At 74.4% G+C, this 16,164-nt stretch carries 15 protein-coding genes; 10 read left to right on the forward strand and 5 right to left on the reverse strand.

Going from position 1 to position 16,164, the window contains the following annotated elements:
• Positions 1-9 precede the first annotated feature (9 nt).
• Positions 10-288 (reverse strand): PspA-associated protein PspAA, encoded by a 279-nt coding sequence (pspAA, locus tag E4U91_RS09910; RefSeq protein WP_137306508.1) that lies wholly within the window; start codon positions 286-288, stop codon positions 10-12.
• 57 nt (positions 289-345) lie between these two features.
• Positions 346-1,122: a PspA/IM30 family protein gene (locus E4U91_RS09915; protein ID WP_079083962.1), complete on the reverse strand. Its 777-nt coding sequence runs from the start codon at positions 1,120-1,122 to the stop codon at positions 346-348.
• 311 nt (positions 1,123-1,433) lie between these two features.
• On the opposite strand from E4U91_RS09915, the gene E4U91_RS09920 reads away from it, so the two are divergent.
• From E4U91_RS09920 to E4U91_RS09935, 3 genes are all read left to right on the forward strand, one after another.
• On the forward strand, positions 1,434-2,033 hold the full coding sequence (locus E4U91_RS09920; RefSeq protein ID WP_137306509.1) for a DUF3043 domain-containing protein: 600 nt from the start codon (positions 1,434-1,436) through the stop codon (positions 2,031-2,033).
• 83 nt (positions 2,034-2,116) lie between these two features.
• Positions 2,117-2,818, forward strand: coding sequence for a class I SAM-dependent methyltransferase (locus E4U91_RS09925; protein ID WP_137306510.1), 702 nt, complete (start codon positions 2,117-2,119; stop codon positions 2,816-2,818).
• 529 nt (positions 2,819-3,347) lie between these two features.
• Positions 3,348-4,442 carry a S1C family serine protease gene (locus E4U91_RS09935; protein WP_137306512.1) on the forward strand — a complete coding sequence of 365 codons (1,095 nt, stop codon included), beginning with the start codon at positions 3,348-3,350 and terminating at the stop codon, positions 4,440-4,442.
• Between the two features lie 68 nt (positions 4,443-4,510).
• On the opposite strand, the gene E4U91_RS09940 is transcribed toward E4U91_RS09935, so the two are convergent.
• On the reverse strand, positions 4,511-4,723 hold the full coding sequence (locus tag E4U91_RS09940) for a hypothetical protein (RefSeq protein ID WP_067231645.1): 213 nt from the start codon (positions 4,721-4,723) through the stop codon (positions 4,511-4,513).
• Positions 4,724-4,835: 112 nt separating this feature from the next.
• On the opposite strand from E4U91_RS09940, the gene E4U91_RS09945 reads away from it, so the two are divergent.
• Positions 4,836-6,053 carry a bifunctional adenosylcobinamide kinase/adenosylcobinamide-phosphate guanylyltransferase gene (locus tag E4U91_RS09945; RefSeq protein ID WP_168218092.1) on the forward strand — a complete coding sequence of 406 codons (1,218 nt, stop codon included), beginning with the start codon at positions 4,836-4,838 and terminating at the stop codon, positions 6,051-6,053.
• Positions 6,054-6,105: 52 nt separating this feature from the next.
• Here E4U91_RS09945 and E4U91_RS09950 read toward each other — a convergent pair whose 3' ends face one another.
• A complete protein-coding gene (locus tag E4U91_RS09950) occupies positions 6,106-7,020 on the reverse strand; it encodes a class I SAM-dependent methyltransferase (protein ID WP_137306513.1) in 915 nt (304 codons plus the stop codon).
• 186 nt (positions 7,021-7,206) lie between these two features.
• Between E4U91_RS09950 and cobT the strand changes: the two genes are divergently transcribed.
• The 3 genes from cobT (at position 7,207) to E4U91_RS38425 (ending at position 11,042) form a co-directional block, all read left to right on the forward strand.
• Positions 7,207-8,337 carry a nicotinate-nucleotide--dimethylbenzimidazole phosphoribosyltransferase gene (gene cobT / locus E4U91_RS09955; RefSeq protein WP_241678541.1) on the forward strand — a complete coding sequence of 377 codons (1,131 nt, stop codon included), beginning with the start codon at positions 7,207-7,209 and terminating at the stop codon, positions 8,335-8,337.
• Between the two features lie 123 nt (positions 8,338-8,460).
• Entirely contained in the window at positions 8,461-10,245 is a 1,785-nt protein-coding gene (locus E4U91_RS09960) for a phosphatidylglycerol lysyltransferase domain-containing protein (protein WP_137306514.1), read from the forward strand.
• Positions 10,242-11,042: a hypothetical protein gene (locus E4U91_RS38425; protein WP_174867781.1), complete on the forward strand. Its 801-nt coding sequence runs from the start codon at positions 10,242-10,244 to the stop codon at positions 11,040-11,042. Before E4U91_RS09960 ends, E4U91_RS38425 begins: the two co-directional genes overlap by 4 nt.
• Here the strand turns inward: E4U91_RS38425 and E4U91_RS09970 are convergent.
• Positions 10,934-11,704, reverse strand: coding sequence for a hypothetical protein (locus E4U91_RS09970; RefSeq protein ID WP_137306515.1), 771 nt, complete (start codon positions 11,702-11,704; stop codon positions 10,934-10,936). The genes E4U91_RS38425 and E4U91_RS09970 overlap by 109 nt on opposite strands.
• Positions 11,705-11,764: 60 nt before the next feature.
• Here E4U91_RS09970 and E4U91_RS09975 point away from each other — a divergent pair, with 60 nt between their 5' ends.
• The 3 genes from E4U91_RS09975 to lpdA all read left to right on the forward strand — a co-directional run bounded on the left by E4U91_RS09975 (position 11,765) and on the right by lpdA (position 16,119).
• The gene (locus E4U91_RS09975) at positions 11,765-12,559 is read left to right on the forward strand and encodes an adenosylcobinamide-GDP ribazoletransferase (protein ID WP_137306516.1); all 795 of its coding nucleotides are present in this window, start codon (positions 11,765-11,767) and stop codon (positions 12,557-12,559) included.
• A gap of 304 nt (positions 12,560-12,863) precedes the next feature.
• Positions 12,864-14,387, forward strand: a complete 1,524-nt coding sequence (locus E4U91_RS09980) for a leucyl aminopeptidase (protein WP_137306517.1) — start codon at positions 12,864-12,866, stop codon at positions 14,385-14,387.
• Between the two features lie 343 nt (positions 14,388-14,730).
• Positions 14,731-16,119, forward strand: coding sequence for a dihydrolipoyl dehydrogenase (gene lpdA, locus E4U91_RS09985; RefSeq protein WP_168218093.1), 1,389 nt, complete (start codon positions 14,731-14,733; stop codon positions 16,117-16,119).
• The last annotated feature ends 45 nt before the right edge of the window (positions 16,120-16,164 follow it).

The following is a 16,164-nucleotide window of genomic DNA, read 5'->3' on the forward strand; positions in this document are numbered from 1 at the left end:
GGGGCCCCGTCAGCCCGGGATCAGCCCGTCGGCGCCGAGCATCTCCCGGACCTCCTCCAGGCCGGCGTCCGGGGACGGCAGGATCAGCCCGGAGGGCTCCAGGGAGTCGTCCGGCAGGGGTGTGCCGAGCCGGCGGACGGCGTCGAGGAGCGCGGTGAGGGTGCGGCGGAAGCCGGCCTCGTCACCGCGCTGCAGCTCGGCCAGGAGCTCGTCGTCCAGCTCGTCCAGCTCGGTGAGGCGGGAGTCGTCCAGCTCCACCTGCCCCTCCCCCATGATCCGTACGATCATGACGCCCTCCTCGGCGTGGGCCTGCTGTCAGGCCTGTGCTCGGGTGCTGCGTGGCTGCTACTGCTTGTCGAAGCGCGGGGTGTCCTGCGGCTGCTGCTGGGGCTGCTGCTGCCCCTGGCCGCCCTCGATGGCCTGGCGGTCGGCGGAGGTGCCCCCGGCCAGCTCGGCCTTCATGCGCTGGAGCTCCAGCTCCACGTCCGTACCGCCGGAGAGGCGGTCCAGCTCGGCCTGGATGTCGTCCTTGTGCATGCCGGACGGGTCGTCCAGGGCGCCGGAGGCGAGCAGCTCGTCGATCGCGCCGGCACGGGCCTGGAGCTGGGCCGTCTTGTCCTCGGCGCGCTGGATCGCCAGCCCCACGTCGCCCATCTCCTCGGAGATGCCGGAGAACGCCTCGCCGATGCGGGTCTGCGCCTGGGCCGCGGTGTAGGTGGCCTTGATGGTCTCCTTCTTGGTGCGGAAGGCGTCGACCTTGGCCTGCAGCCGCTGGGCCGCCAGGGTGAGCTTCTCCTCCTCGCCCTGGAGCGTGGCGTGCTGCGTCTCGAGGTCGGTGACCTGCTGCTGGAGCGCGGCCTTGCGGGACAGGGCCTCCCGGGCCAGGTCCTCGCGGCCCAGCGCCAGCGCCTTGCGGCCCTGGTCCTCCAGCTTGGACGACTGCTGCTGGAGCTGGTTCAGCTGGAGTTCCAGGCGCTTGCGGCTGGTGGCCACGTCGGCGACGCCGCGGCGGACCTTCTGGAGCAGCTCCAGCTGCTTCTGGTACGAGTAATCGAGGGTCTCGCGCGGGTCCTCGGCCCGGTCAAGGGCCTTGTTCGCCTTCGCGCGGAAGATCATCCCCATACGCTTCATGACACCGCTCATGGGCTTCGCGCGCCCCCTTCTGACGGACTCCGGCTCCAGCTCTGCGACAGAACCCACAGTACGGGCCCTGCTTCCATTGACGCACTGTTCGGGGCGGATGCGCTCATCCCCGAGGACGACTGCGGTGGGTCCCTGCTCCGGCGTGAGGAGTAGGTGATCCCCGAGTGGCCCCGAGTGACGGGTCCCCTCCATCCGCTCCATCCGCTCTGTCCCTTTACGACGACCGGCGTTGCCGGATCGTTCCCCGGGGGGCTGGGGTCCATGCCCGGGAGCGCTTACCCTTGGGTTTTGTGTTCCGTAGCCGCGCCAAGGAAGAGAAGGCCCCGCTCGCCGACAAGGTGACGGTGACCGACTCCAAGCAGACCCGAGACCCGCAGGCCCCCAAGGGCCGGCCCACACCCAAGCGCAACCAGGCCCAGTCCCAGCGCCGCAGCGTCGCCAACACGTCGCTGACGCGCAAGGACGCCGCCAAGCGTCAGCGCGAGGAGCGCCGCGCCCAGTTGGAGCGGCAGCGTCAGGCACTGGCGGGCGGCGACGAGCGGTACCTGCCGGCCCGCGACAAGGGCCCGGTCCGCAAGTTCGCGCGCGACTGGATCGACTCGCGGTTCAACATGGCGGAGTTCTTCCTGCCGATGGCCGTGGTGATCCTGGTCCTCAGCATCGTGCCGGTGGGCTCGCTGCAGAACATCGCGCTGCTGCTGTGGCTCGTGGTGATCGTCCTCATCGTGCTGGACTCGATCCTCAGCGGTTTCCGGCTGCGCAAGGCGCTCACGGAGCGCTTCCCGAGCGACAACCGCAAGGGCGTCATCGCCTACGCGCTCATGCGCTCGCTCCAGATGCGTCGGCTCCGGCTGCCCAAGCCGCAGGTCAAGCGCGGAGAGCGGCCCTGAGCACGACGTCGTTCACCGGGGGTGCGGCCGACGCCTGGCTGAACGGTCTCGGCGGGCTGCGCGAGGTCGTACGGCAGGAGCTGGTGGCCCGGCAGCTCGACGAGCAGATAGCCGGGCGGTTCCCCGTGGGGCAGCGGCTGCGGGTGCTGGACGTCGGCATGGGCCAGGGCACGCAGGCGCTGCGGCTGGCCCGGCTGGGGCACCAGGTGACCGGGCTGGAGCAGGACGCCACGATGATCGCGGCGGCCCGTGCGGCGCTGTCCGGGGAGCCGGAGGGCATCCGGGAGCGGATGCGGATCATCGAGGGCGACGGCCGCGAGACGGGCGCGCACTTCCTGCCGGGCAGCTTCGACGTGGTGCTCTGCCACGGGGTGCTGATGTACCTCCAGGACCCGGACGCCCTGCTCGCGGGGCTGGCCCGGGTGCTCGCGCCCGGCGGCCTGCTGTCGCTGCTGGTGCGCAACGGTGACGCGCTGGCGATGCGTCCGGGGCTGGCCGGCGACTGGGCGGGCGCCCTGGCCGCCTTCGACAGCGTCTCCTACCGGAACCGGCTGGGCGTGGACGCCCGGGCCGACCGGAGGGCCGCGCTGACCGACACCCTCGCGGGGATCGGCGCGCCGCTGCACGCCTGGTACGGGGTGCGGGTGTTCACCGACACCGCGCCGGACGGCACCGAGCCGCCGGCCGACCTGGAGACGCTGCTGGCGGCGGAGGAACGGGCGGGGAAGACGGATCCCTACCGCGGGGTGGCGGCACTGCTGCACTTGTGCGGGGTACGGGGCTAGGGCCTGTCGTTTGGATCAGTCCGGCCCGGTCCACGGCGCCTTGTCGCCGACCCGAGCGGGGTCTGGTGCGTGCAGCTGCAAGGCGGAGGAGGGCGGCGACGCGGAGCGATGGGGGCCCCTCCCGCTCGAGCGAAGCCGAGAGTGGGGGAAACCGACGACAACGCCGCAGATGCGCGTGCCAGATGCCGCGACGCCGGAATGATCCAAACGACAGGCCCTAGGGGGTGTCTCGTCGATCAGGCCGGATCAGGGAGCGGCGTCTGGTGCCGTGCATCGCAAGGCGGAGGAGGGAGTCGATGCGGAGCATCGGGGACCGACGACAACGCGGCGAGGTGCGGTGCCAGACGCCGCGAGCCCGGCCTGATCGACGAGACACCCCCCAGGACGCAGCCGCGCGCGGGGTGCCGGGCCGGGCGGGGAGCAGTCGTACGAGATGCCGGGTGAGCGCGGCCACGGGGGCGCCGTCCCCGGCCCCTCGTCCGGGTGAACCCCGGGGGACGGGCCGGGTGGCCGCCGGGAGACTCGGGGCATGGACGTTCCTCGCCTCCGCACCGCTCGCCCGCGTGGTCCGCGGCCGGTCGCCGCCGCCGTCGCGCTGGTCTGCTCGCTGGCGCTGCTGTCCGCGTGCTCCGGGTCCGGGCCGTCGTCGGGGGCGCCGAAGGACACCACGCAGCAGGCCGCCGTTCCCGTCGCGCGGTCCGGTGACGACCTGCAGGGCGACTACCAGCGCGTGATCAAGGACGTGCTGCCGTCGGTGGTGCAGATCCAGGCGGCCTCCGACCTGGGTTCCGGCGTCGTGTACGACACCGCGGGCCACATCGTCACCAACGCGCACGTCGTCGGCGACGCGAAGACCTTCATGGTGACCACCGCCAACAGCAAGGACCCGCTGAGCGCCACCCTGGTCTCCTCCTACCCGGCCCAGGACCTCGCCGTCGTCAAGCTGGACAAGGTGCCGGACGGGCTGCGGGCCGCGCGGTTCGGGGACTCGGCGAAGGTCGCCGTGGGGCAGATCGTGCTGGCCATGGGCTCGCCGCTGGGGCTCGCGTCGAGCGTGACGCAGGGCATCGTGTCGGCGACCGGCCGGACCGTCAGCGAGGGCGGCTCGGACGGTGGCACGGGGGCCACCCTCCCGAACATGGTGCAGACGTCCGCGGCCATCAACCCCGGCAACAGCGGGGGCGCGCTGGTCGACCTGGACGGGCGGGTCATCGGCATCCCGACGCTCGCCGCGACCGACCCGGGCCTGGGCAACGGCACGGCGCCGGGCATCGGGTTCGCGATCCCCGCGTCGATGGTGAAGCGGGTGGCCGGCCAGATCGTCCGGGACGGCAAGGTCACCGACTCGGGCCGGGCCGCGCTCGGCATCACCGGCCGCACCTTCGTCGACGGCTCGTTCCAGGCCGCCGGGGTGGCGGTGGTCGACGTGAAGGACGGCGGCGCGGCCGACGAGGCGGGCATCCGGCCCGGCGACGTCATCACCCGGCTGGGCGACACCACCATCACCGACATCACCTCGCTGTCGGAGGCGCTGGCGGCGGACCGGCCGGGGCAGCGGACGAAGGTGACGTACGTCCGCGACGGCACCCGGCGGACCGTCGACGTGACGCTGGGCACGCAGTAGGCGGCGGGGCCGGTGACCGCCCGGTCCCCGGGTGGCCGGGGCCGTCCCCGCCGCCGTCCGACGGGGGCTCAGGACCCTTCGGCGTGCAGGCTCATCGGGCCGTAGATCTCCGTGGCGTCCTCGAACAGCCGCACCTGGTCGGCACCGCCCGCCAGCAGGTCCTTCCAGTGCTCGCCGATCCAGGACTCGGCGTCCCCCTGCGTGGTGAACTCCTCGGGCTCCACCGCGGGCTGGACCTCCGTCCCGTCGGTCTTCTCGAACCGCCACGTCCATGCCGCCATGTACGCCTCCCTGGTGTGAACACGTGCAGAGCAGAAGCCGGATCTTGGTCCGGCTCCTGCTGGCAGCCTAGCCGGATGCGCAAGACCTGCGGCGACACGCGAAAATCGGGGCGTGGACGTGACTCTGCTCGGTACCGGTGCCCCGGCGGGACTGCCCCGCCCCGACTGTCCCTGCGCGGTGTGCGCGGCCTCGCCCGGCGAGCACGCGCGGGCGGCGGCCTCGGTGCTCGTGGACGGGGTGCTGCTGCTCGACCTCACCCCGGGCGCGGCGTTCGCGGCCGCGCGGGCCGGACGCTCGCTGGGCGGCGTGCGGCAGGTGCTGCTGTCGCACCCGCACGACGGTCCGGCGGTGGAGGTGCCGGCCGGGCTGCCGCAGCCGGGGCGGGCGCCGGACGGGCGGGAGTTGGCGGTGCTGACGGGGCATCGGGCGCGGGCGGTGGCGCTGGACGCGGGCGGCACGGGGTACGCGGTGACCGGGCCCGACGGGCAGCGGCTGCTGTACCTGCCGCCGGGCGGGTCGCCGGCCGGCCTGGAGGAGGGCTCCGGTGCGGCCGAGCGGTACGACCTGGTGCTGCTGGACGTGGTGGGACGGCCGGACGCGCTGGCGAAGCTGCGCGCGGTGGGCGCGGTGGGCCCCGCCACCGACGTGGTCGCCGTCCACCTGGACCACGACGTGCCGCCGGGCGCGGAGCTGCGGCGCCGGCTCGCCGCCGCCGGGGCGCGGGCGGTGGCGGACGGGACGACGCTGACGGCCGGCGCGCACGAGGACGCGGCCGCCGTGCCCGACGTGCCGCGGCGGACGCTGGTGCTGGGCGGGGCCCGGTCGGGCAAGTCGGTGGAGGCCGAGCGGCGGCTGGAGTCGTTCCCCGGGGTGGTCTACGTGGCGACGGGCGGCTCGCGCGGCGGGGACACCGAGTGGACGGCGCGGGTGGCCGCGCACCGGGAGCGGCGGCCGGGGTCGTGGCGCACCCGCGAGACGTGCGACCTGGTGCCGCTGCTCGCCGAGGACGGGCCGCCGGTGCTGATCGACTGCCTGTCGCTGTGGCTGACGGACGCGATGGACGCCGTCGGGGCGTGGGACGACGCGCTGTGGGCGGACGGCGGTGAGCGGGAGCTGCGCGGGCGGGTGGCCGCGCTGGTGGCGGCCGTGCGGTCGGCCCGGCGCACGGTGGTCCTCGTCTCCAACGAGGTCGGCTCCGGGATCGTGCCGGCGACCGCGTCGGGACGGCGCTACCGCGACGAACTGGGGCGCCTGAACGCGGCGGTGGCGTCGGAGTGCGAGCAGGTGGTGCTGGTGGTGGCGGGTCAGGCGCTGGTGCTGCGGGGGTGAGCGGGGGTGAGCGGGCTGCGTCCCGGTCGCCGCACGAGGAGGTGGCGGGCCGTCAGCGGCTCGTCCCCTTGCGGGCGATGACCCGGTAGGCGTTGGCGAAGCGGGTGCGGCGGGCCGCCGGGGACAGGGTGTGGTCGGCCGCCCTGGCCAGGGTCAGCAGCGGCCCGGGGGGCGTGAGGAAGCCCTTGCGGGTCAGGTAGAGCGCCGTGGCGGCCGTCAGGTCCCGGGGGACGTGCGCCGCGCGGCGGTCCGTCCCGAGGATCCGCCAGCCCTGGGCGACCAACTCCGCGCGGAGGTTGGGCAGCGGGATCAGGTGCAGGTGGCGGGGCTGGTCGTAGGACGGCCACCACTTGCCCAGCAGGTCCGCCGACGCGCTGGCGGGGTCGGGGAGTTCGAGGAGCAGCAGGCCGCCCGGCCGCAGCGCGGTGCGCGCCGCCCACAGTTCGTGCCGGGGGTCGCGGGTGTGCTCCAGGTGGTGCAGCATGCTCACCACGTCGTAGCGGCCGCGCAGCCCGGCGAGCACCCGCGGGTCGGTCAGCGACCCCACGTGGGCCTCCTCGACCCGTTCCGCGTCCCGCGCGCGCACCACCCTCGCCGTCAGGTCCAGCCCGTCGAACGACGTGTAGGGGAACACCTCCCGCGCCGCCTCGGGGAAGCGCCCCTCGCCCGTGCCGACGTCCAGCCAGCTCTCCGGTTCCGCGACGTGGCGCAGCACGGTCCGCGCCACCGCCCGCAGGCGCCCGGTGTCGGCGGGCTCCTCCGCGGCCGTGCTGCCGTACAGGGCGAGGCCCTCGGGGGTCAGGCGCGGGTTCTGGAAGGTGTGGGCGCAGTCCTCGCACGCGTCGAGCGTGAACGTGCCCGGCCGGCCGAGCCGCAGGTCGGGCGTGCGCAGCCGGGTGCGCAGCCGCTTCGAGCCGCACCAGGGGCAGTCGTCGCGGCGGGGCTCGTGGATGGGCCGTGCGGGCATCGGCGACTCCCGGCAGGTGGAAGGCAGGCGATCACAACAACCGAACAATCACAGTAATCAGAGCAATCAGGCGAATAGCGTCAAAAAGGAACGTATGGGATGCCGCTGACGGGTGCAAAGATGTCGCGGTCGCGGGCCGGGGCCGTGGCGCGGGGCCGTTCGACCGGTGCCGGTACTGTTCGGCGAATGAGCTCGCTGAATCTCGACGACTTCACCGATCTGATCGAGCGCCCCGACGGCGGGGTGCGCCGCGACGCGGAGGCCCGCCGGGAGCGTCTGGTGGTGCCGCCCGGTTCGCTCGGGCGCCTCGACGACCTGGGCGAGTGGCTGGCGGCGGCGCAGGGCTCGGTGCCCGTGCGGCCGGTCGAGCGGCCGCGGGTGGTGCTGTTCGCCGGTGACCACGGGGTTGCCGAGCTCGGCGTCTCGGCGCGGCCGGCCGGCTCCGCCGCCGAACTGGTGCGGGAGATCCTGGCGGGCGGCCGTCCGGTCGGTGTGCTGGCGCGGCGGCTCGACGTGCCGGTGCGCGTGGTGGACATGGCGCTGGACTGCGCGCCGGACGCGTTCCCGGCGGACGTCGTACGGCACCGGGTGCGGCGCGGCAGCGGGCGGATCGACGTCGAGGACGCGCTCAGCCCGCAGGAGGCCGAGGCGGCCTTCCGGGCGGGCGTGGCGGTGGCGGACGAGGAGGCCGACTCCGGGACGGACCTCGTCGTGCTCGGGGACGTGAGCGTCGGCGGGACCACGGCGGCGGGGGTGCTGGTGGCCGCGCTGTGCGGGACCGACGCCTCGGTGGTGACCGGGCGGGGCGGGCTCGCGATCGACGACCTGGCGTGGATGCGCAAGTGCGCGGCGATCCGGGACGCGCTGCGGCGGGCACGGCCGGTGCTCGGGGACCAGTTGCAGCTGCTGGCCACGGTGGGCGGGGCGGACCTCGCGGCCATGACGGGCTTCCTGCTGCAGTGCGCGGTGCGCAAGGTGCCGGTCGTCCTGGACGGTGTGGTCGCGGCCGCCTGCGCGCTGGTGGGACAGCGGATCGCGTTCCGGGCGCCGGACTGGTGGCTGGCCGGCCACAGCAGCGGCGAGCCGGGGCAGGCCAAGGCGCTGGACCGGATGGCGCTGGAGCCGCTGCTGGACCAGGGCGTCCGGGTGGGCGAGGGCGCGGGTGCCCTGCTGGCGCTCCCGCTGGTGCGGGCCGCCGCCGCGCTGGCGGCGGAGCTGCCGGAGCGCACGGACGAACCCGGGGATGAGCCCGCGAAGGAGCCCGCACGGGACCTCGCCCAGGACTTCGCGAAGGACGGGGAGCCTGCCGCGGAGTAGCCGGGAAGGTCCGCCACGGAGCGGGGCGCGCGCGAGTGCGAAAGGGCGTGACGATCGCCCGCGGGGCGCGGCGGAGGTGCGATTCGGGCGTATCAGTCGAATCGGCCCATATGATCCCCCTCCATGGGAGACCGTCACGCCCCCCGCCCCGACCGCCGTCCCCTCCCGAGGCGGTCCGCCGCGCTCGCCGTGTGGTACCTGCGGGCCGTCGCCTTCGTCAACTTCCTGAGCGCGGGCTGGGTCTCCCTCGGGCAGGACGTGCGGCGGCACAACCAGGAGAACCTCTTCACGCCGTACCTGCTGACGGCCGGCTTCGCCTCGGGCGTCTTCGCCGCGTTCCTCGCCGTCACGATGCGCCGCCGCAAGCGGGCCGCCTGGATCCTGAACCTCGCGCTCAGCGGGGCGTTCCTCGCGCTGTTCGCGGTCGCCATGGCGTTCCCCGAGGTCCGCCGCCACCCGCAGAACTGGGTGTCGCTGGCACTGACCGCCGGCTTCGTGGCCGCGCTGCTCGCCGGGCGCGGCGAGTTCTACGCCAAGGGCGACCGGGCCAACCCCCGGCTCGCCGCGCTCGTCGCCGGGTGCGGCCTGCTGGGGACCTCGCTGCTGGCGGCGCTGCTCGTCACGGTCACCAACCGGGCTCCGGACGCCGCGCGTTCGACGTTCGCCGGGCGCTGGTGGTACGGCACGCTGCGCCTGGTCTCGGTCGTCCCCGACGAGCGGCACACCCCGGGCATCGCCCCGCCCACCTGGGTCGACGTGACCGTGAACGTGATGGGCACCGTCCTGGTCCTGGCCGTCCTGTACGCCGCGTTCCGCTCCCGGCGCGCGGTGGACCCGCTCGGCCACGAGGACGAGAAGCGGCTGCGGGAGCTGCTGGAGCGGCACGGGGAGCGGGACTCGCTCGGGTACTTCGCGCTGCGCCGGGACAAGAGCGTGGTCTGGTCGCCGACCGGCAAGGCCGCCGTCACCTACCGGGTCGTCGGCGGGGTGTCGCTGGCCTCCGGGGACCCGCTCGGCGACCCCGAGGCGTGGCCGGGGGCGATCGAGCCCTGGCTGGACGAGGCGCGGGCGCACGGCTGGATCCCGGCCGTGATGGGCGCGGGCGAGGAGGCCGGCACCGTCTACGCCCGGCACGGGCTCGACGCCCTGGAGCTCGGGGACGAGGCGATCGTGGAGGTCGCCGAGTTCACCCTGGAGGGGCGCGCCATGCGCACCGTGCGGCAGGCGTACAACCGGGTGCGGCGGGCCGGGTACACGGTGCGGATCCGGCGGCACGAGGAGATCCCCGCCGACGAACTGCGGGCCCTGGTGCGGCGGGCCGACGCGTGGCGGGACGGGGCCACCGAACGGGGCTTCAGCATGGCGCTCGGCCGGCTCGGGGACCCGGAGGACGGGCGGTGCGTGATGGTCGAGTGCGCCGACGCCGAGGGCCGCCCGAAGGCGCTGCTGTCGTTCGTCCCGTGGGGGCCGCGGGGCCTCTCCCTGGACCTGATGCGCCGTGACCGGGACGTCGCCCACCCCGCCAACGGGCTGATGGAGTTCATGGTCATCGAACTGTTGCGCGGCTGTCCGGCGTTCGGCGTCACCCAGGTCTCGCTCAACTTCGCGATGTTCCGCTCGGTCTTCGAGCGCGGTGCCCGCCTGGGTGCCGGGCCGGTGCTGCGGCTGTGGCGGTCGCTGCTCAGCTTCTTCTCGCGCTGGTGGCAGATCGAGTCGCTGTACCGCGCCAACGCCAAGTACCGGCCCATCTGGGAGCCGCGGTTCCTGCTGTTCGAGAAGAGCGCGGACCTGCCCCGCATCGGCCTCGCGTCGGCCCGCGCGGAAGGCTTCCTCGAACTGCCGGGACTGCCGGGACTGCCGGGCGGACCGGAGCGGCCGGGGCGGGGCCGCCTGGAGCGGCGCGGATGACGACGGCCGCCCGCTGGGCCCGCGCCGAGTGGGGGCGGCTGTACGACACCGTGCGCGCCGGGCTCGCCGAGCGGCGCGCGGGGGCGGTCGCGATGACGCTCGGCGCGGTGTGCCTGACGGCCGCGCTGCACGTCGCCCAGCAGTGGCCGGCGGGCATGCGCGGGGTGCGGGACCTGGGGGCGGTGCGGGCGGAGGACCCGCTGTGGCTCGCCCTGCTGCGCACACCCCTGTCGCTGTTCGTGCCGGCGCCCGACCTGCCGGTGTGGGGGGCGCTGGTCCAGGTGCTGCTGGTGTTCGGGATCGCCGAGATCTGCCTGGGCCGGTGGCGCACGCTCGCGGTGGCGTACGCCGCCACGCTGGCCGGGACCCTGTACGCGCGCGTGGGCATCGCCCTCGGCCCGGGGCACCCGCTGGGGCTGCCCGCCTCGGACGCGCGCGTGGTGGACACCGGGCCGTCGGCCGCGGTGGTGGGGCTCGCGGTGGTCGTGGCGCTGCGCCACGGCGCCCGGGTGACGGCCGGCGCGGTGGCCCTCGCGATGGTGGCGGAGGTGCTGGTGAAGGAGAACCTGGCCGGCCGGGAGCACCTGGCGGCCATCGCGGCGGTGCTGGTGCTGTACGCGCTGTGCGGGGCACGTCGGCGGTACGCGCCGCCCAGGGCACGTCGGCGGCACACGCCGTGCGGGGCGCGTCAGCGGCCGCGGTCGAGCGGGTCCGGGTCGGGGGCCGGGTCGGGTTTGCCGCCCAGCCAGTCCTCCAGCGCGCGGCGGGGGCGGGCCCAGCGCCGGTCGTGGCGGTAGGCGCGCAGCTGGGACTTGGCACGGGCGCGCGGGCGGCGGCCGTAGAAGCGGCGGGCCCACAGGGATCCGGGGCGGGCCAGCCGGATCGCGCCGACCAGGGCGACGACGGGGACGATCACGCCGAACAGAGCGGTGCGGAGCTTGCCCTTGAACAGGGCCACCAGGGACAGCAGGAAGTTGCCGGCGACGCTGGCGACGACCGAGCCGCGGTCCTGGAGTTCACCGGGGGACAGGTCGTTGACGCCGAACGGGGAGAAGCCGAGCAGCAGCAGCCCGCCGAGGGCGGCCGTGACCACCACGACCTCGACGCTCTTGCGGCCCTCCTCGCTCCAGTAGACGTCGTCGAGGTGGAGGATCAGCGCGAACTCGTCCAGGACGAGCCCGGCGCCGATGCCGAAGACGACCGCGGCGGCGCACGAGCCGAAGCCGTGCCGGCCGCCGGCGACCGCGGCGAAGCCGCCGATGACGGTGAGCACGATGCCCGGGACCACGTGGTGGATGTGCACCCCGCCCGCCCGGACGTTGCCGAAGGGGCCCTTGCCGGCCCGGATGAGCCGGGTGATCAACCGGGTGACCAGGAAGGTCAGGACGAAGGAGGCGAGGGCGAGGAGCAGCGGCAGCTTGCCCGGCTCGACGATGTTGCGCTGCAACCAATGTCCCATATGCGCACTTTAGTCCGGACCCCCCGCGGTCTCCGCCCGAGCGGCCGGTAGCCTGCGCCGGTGACCGAGACCCCGCCGACCTCGTCGTTCGACGGCCTCCGCTTCGCCTTCGGCACCCTCACCGTGCTCCCCGTCCGGGTGCACCGCTGGGACCGTGCGGCGGCCCGCGGGGGCATGCTCGGCGCGCCCGTGGCCGGGCTGGTCGTCGGCGCCGGGTCCGCCGGGCTCGGCCTGCTGCTGCTCCTGCTGGGCGCGGGCCCGCTGCTCTCCGCCGTCGCCTCGGTCGCGGTGCCGGCCGCGCTCACCCGGGGCCTGCACCTGGACGGGCTCGCCGACACCGCCGACGGGCTGGGCAGCGGCCAGCCCGCCGAGGACGCCCTGCGGATCATGAAGCAGTCCGACATCGGGCCGTTCGGGGTGCTCACCCTCGTCCTGGTGCTGCTGGCCCAGGTGGCCGCCCTGGCCCAGATCTACGACGACTCCTGGGCGCGCGGTGCCCTCGCGGCCGTCGTCGGTGCGGTCACCGCCCGGCTGGCGCTCACGCTCGCCGCGCGCGCCGGGGTGCCGGCCGCCCGCCCGGAGGGGCTCGGGGCGGCGGTCGCGGGAGTGGTGCCGGTGCCGGGCGCGTTCGCCGTCGGTGCGGGCTGCGCGGCCGGGGCGGCCGTCACGGGCGCCCTGCTCGGTGCTGCCGACGCCGTGCGCACGCCGCTCGCGCTGCTGGCCGGGGTGGTCCTCGCCGAGCTGCTGCTGCGCCGCTGCGTCCGCCGCTTCGGCGGGGTGACCGGGGACGTCTTCGGCGGCGTCGCGGAGACCGCCGCCACCACCGCGCTGGTCGTCCTCACCCTGGGCGGCTGACGCCCTCCTGGCGCGGGCGGCCGGTGCCCCGGCCGTCTCCCCCACGGCGTGTCACCCGCCGGACGGTGCGAGGATCACCGGGTGGCCAAGGCGCCACACAGGGGTGAACACTCCCGGGAAGCAGCGCACGGGCACGCGCGCGTACGCTCCTCCTGCGGAGTTCGTTCCCGCCGGTCCGCCGCGCCGGTGGGACGCACCCCGCCCGCGACCGCACCCCCGGCCCGGCTCTAGGGTCGGTTCCCGGGCCGGTCGACCCACACTTTTCGGCCACGCAACTTCACATCGGAAGCGAGATCCCACCACCGTGACTGCTCTCACTCTCAGCACCGCCGCGGCGCCCGGCCTGCGGGCCGACGCGATCGTGATCGGTGTCGCCAAGGCCGCGAAGGGCCCGGTCGTCGCACCGGGCGCCGAGGCCGTGGACAAGGCCTACGACGGCCGGCTCGCCGCCGTCCTGGACACCCTCGGCGCGTCCGGCGCCGAGGGCGAGGTGACGAAGGTGCCCGCCCCGGCCGGTTTCAAGGCACCGCTCGTGGTGGCGGTGGGGCTGGGCGGGGAGCCCGAGGGGGACGCCTCCTTCGACCCCGAGGCCCTGCGCAAGGCGGCCGGCGCGGCCGCGCGCGCCCTCACCGGCGCCAAGAAGGCCGCCTTCGCGCTGCCGGTCACGGACGCGGGCGACGTCGGTGCGATCGCGGAGGGCGTGCTGCTCGGCGCGTACTCCTTCGACACGTACAAGGACAACGGCGGCGGCAAGGGCAAGAACGGCAAGGCGCCGCTCGCCGACGCCGTGCTGCTCGGCGCCAAGTCGCGCGACGCCGCGCACAAGGGGGCGCTGGCCCGGGCGGTCGCCGTCTGCGAGGAGCTCAACCGCGCCCGCGACCTGATCAACATGCCGCCGAACGACCTCACCCCCGAGGCGTTCGCCGCGATCGCCTCGTCGGCGGGCAAGCAGCACGGCCTGAAGGTGCAGGTGCTCGACGAGAAGGCGCTCGTCAAGGGCGGCTACGGCGGCATCCTGGGCGTCGGCGGCGGGTCCGCCGCGACGCCGCGCCTGGTGAAGCTGTCGTACACGCACTCCAAGGCGGACAAGCACCTGGCGTTCGTCGGCAAGGGCATCACCTACGACTCGGGCGGCATCTCGCTGAAGCCCGCCGGGCACAACGAGACGATGAAGTGCGACATGAGCGGCGCGGCCGCCGTGTTCGCCGCCGTCGTCGCCGCCGCGCGGCTCGGCCTGGAGGTCAACGTCACCGGCTGGCTGGCGCTCGCGGAGAACATGCCGTCCGGCACCGCCGTCCGTCCGGGTGACGTGCTGCGGATGTACAGCGGCAAGACCGTGGAGGTGCTCAACACCGACGCCGAGGGCCGGCTGGTGCTCGCCGACGCGCTGTGGGCGGCCTCGCAGGAGGACCCGGACGCGATCGTCGACGTGGCGACGCTGACCGGCGCGATGATGCTGGCGTTGGGCAGCCGGACCTTCGGGATCATGGCCAACGACGACGCGTTCCGCACCACGGTCCACGAGGCCGCGGAGGAGGTCGGCGAGCCGGCGTGGCCGATGCCGCTGCCCGAGCACCTGCGCAAGGGCATGGAGTCGCCCACCGCGGACATCGCGAACATGGGTGAGCGCATGGGCGGCGGCCTGGTCGCCGGGCTCTTCCTGCGGGAGTTCGTGGGCGAGGGCATCACCTGGGCCCACCTCGACATCGCGGGCCCGGCGTTCAACGAGGGCGGGCCCTTCGGGTACACGCCCAAGGGCGGCACCGGCACGGCCGTGCGCACCCTGGTGCGGCTGGCGGAGCTGACGGCGGCCGGCGACCTGGGCTGACGCCCGCCCGAGGGCGCGGCCCGGTCGGCACCGAGGCGACCGTAGGGGGCGCAGGGGCTGTTCACGCAGTCCCCGCGCCCCCTTTCCGCTGCGCCCCCGGCTGCGTCCGATCGGCGGGGGCCGTCCCTCTCCGGCCGGTGTCCGCCGTCCGGGGGTCCTTGATTTCCGGTGGACGTGCTGCGTCTCACACCCCGGCCCCGCGTCTCGTCGGGGTCCGACAAGTGCGAAGATGGGCGACGGCAGGACAGGGCCCCACCCACAGGGCCGAAACCAGAGCGGCCGGACACCAGCCGCCGACCGGTCAGCGACGACCGGCGTGGCGCACATGCATGGAGGACGTGACGTGGCGAACGACGCCAGCACCGTTTTCGACCTAGTGATCCTCGGCGGTGGTAGCGGTGGTTACGCCGCGGCCCTGCGCGGGGCGCAGCTGGGCCTGGACGTCGCCCTGATCGAGAAGGACAAGGTCGGCGGCACCTGCCTGCACCGGGGTTGCATCCCCACCAAGGCCCTGCTGCACGCGGGCGAGATCGCCGACCAGGCCCGCGAGAGCGAGCAGTTCGGTGTCAAGGCCTCCTTCGAGGGCATCGACATCGCCGGTGTGCACAAGTACAAGGACGACGTGATCTCGGGCCTCTACAAGGGTCTGCAGGGTCTGGTCGCCTCCCGCAAGGTGACGTACATCGAGGGCGAGGGCCGGCTGTCCTCCCCCACCTCCGTCGACGTGGGCGGTCAGCGGATCCAGGGCCGCCACGTCCTGCTGGCGACCGGCTCCGTGCCGAAGTCGCTGCCGGGCCTGGAGATCGACGGCAACCGCATCATCTCCTCCGACCACGCCCTCGTCCTGGACCGCGTGCCCAAGTCCGCGATCATCCTGGGCGGCGGTGTCATCGGCGTCGAGTTCGCCTCCGCGTGGAAGTCCTTCGGCACCGACGTCACGATCGTCGAGGGCCTGAAGCACCTCGTCCCCGTCGAGGACGAGAACTCCTCCAAGCTCCTCGAGCGCGCGTTCCGCAAGCGCGGCATCAAGTTCAACCTCGGCACCTTCTTCCAGAAGGCCGAGTACACGCAGGACGGCGTCAAGGTCACCCTCGCCGACGGCAAGGAGTTCGAGGCCGAGGTCCTGCTCGTCGCCATCGGCCGCGGCCCGGTCTCGCAGGGCCTCGGCTACGAGGAGGCCGGGGTCGCCATGGACCGCGGCTACGTCCTCGTCGACGAGTACATGCGCACCAACGTCCCGACCGTCTCCGCCGTCGGTGACCTCGTCCCCACGCTCCAGCTCGCGCACGTCGGCTTCGCCGAGGGCATCCTGGTGGCGGAGCGTCTGGCCGGTCTCAAGACCGTCCCGATCGACTACGACGGTGTCCCGCGGGTGACGTACTGCCACCCGGAGGTCGCCTCCGTCGGCATCACCGAGGCCAAGGCCAAGGAGATCTACGGCGCGGACAAGGTCGTCGCTCTGAAGTACAACCTGGCGGGCAACGGCAGGAGCAAGATCCTCAAGACCGCGGGCGAGATCAAGCTCGTCCAGGTCAAGGACGGTGCCGTGGTCGGCGTCCACATGGTCGGCGACCGCATGGGCGAGCAGGTCGGCGAGGCCCAGCTGATCTACAACTGGGAGGCGCTGCCGGCCGAGGTCGCCCAGCTCATCCACGCCCACCCGACGCAGAACGAGGCGCTCGGCGAGGCCCACCTGGCCCTGGCCGGCAAGCCGCTCCACGCGCACGACTGACCCTCGGTCGCGCCACGTCACAAGCGACGACACAGACTTCCGCAA

Source organism: Streptomyces lasalocidi (assembly GCF_005280215.1).
Classification (GTDB): domain Bacteria; phylum Actinomycetota; class Actinomycetes; order Streptomycetales; family Streptomycetaceae; genus Streptomyces; species Streptomyces longwoodensis.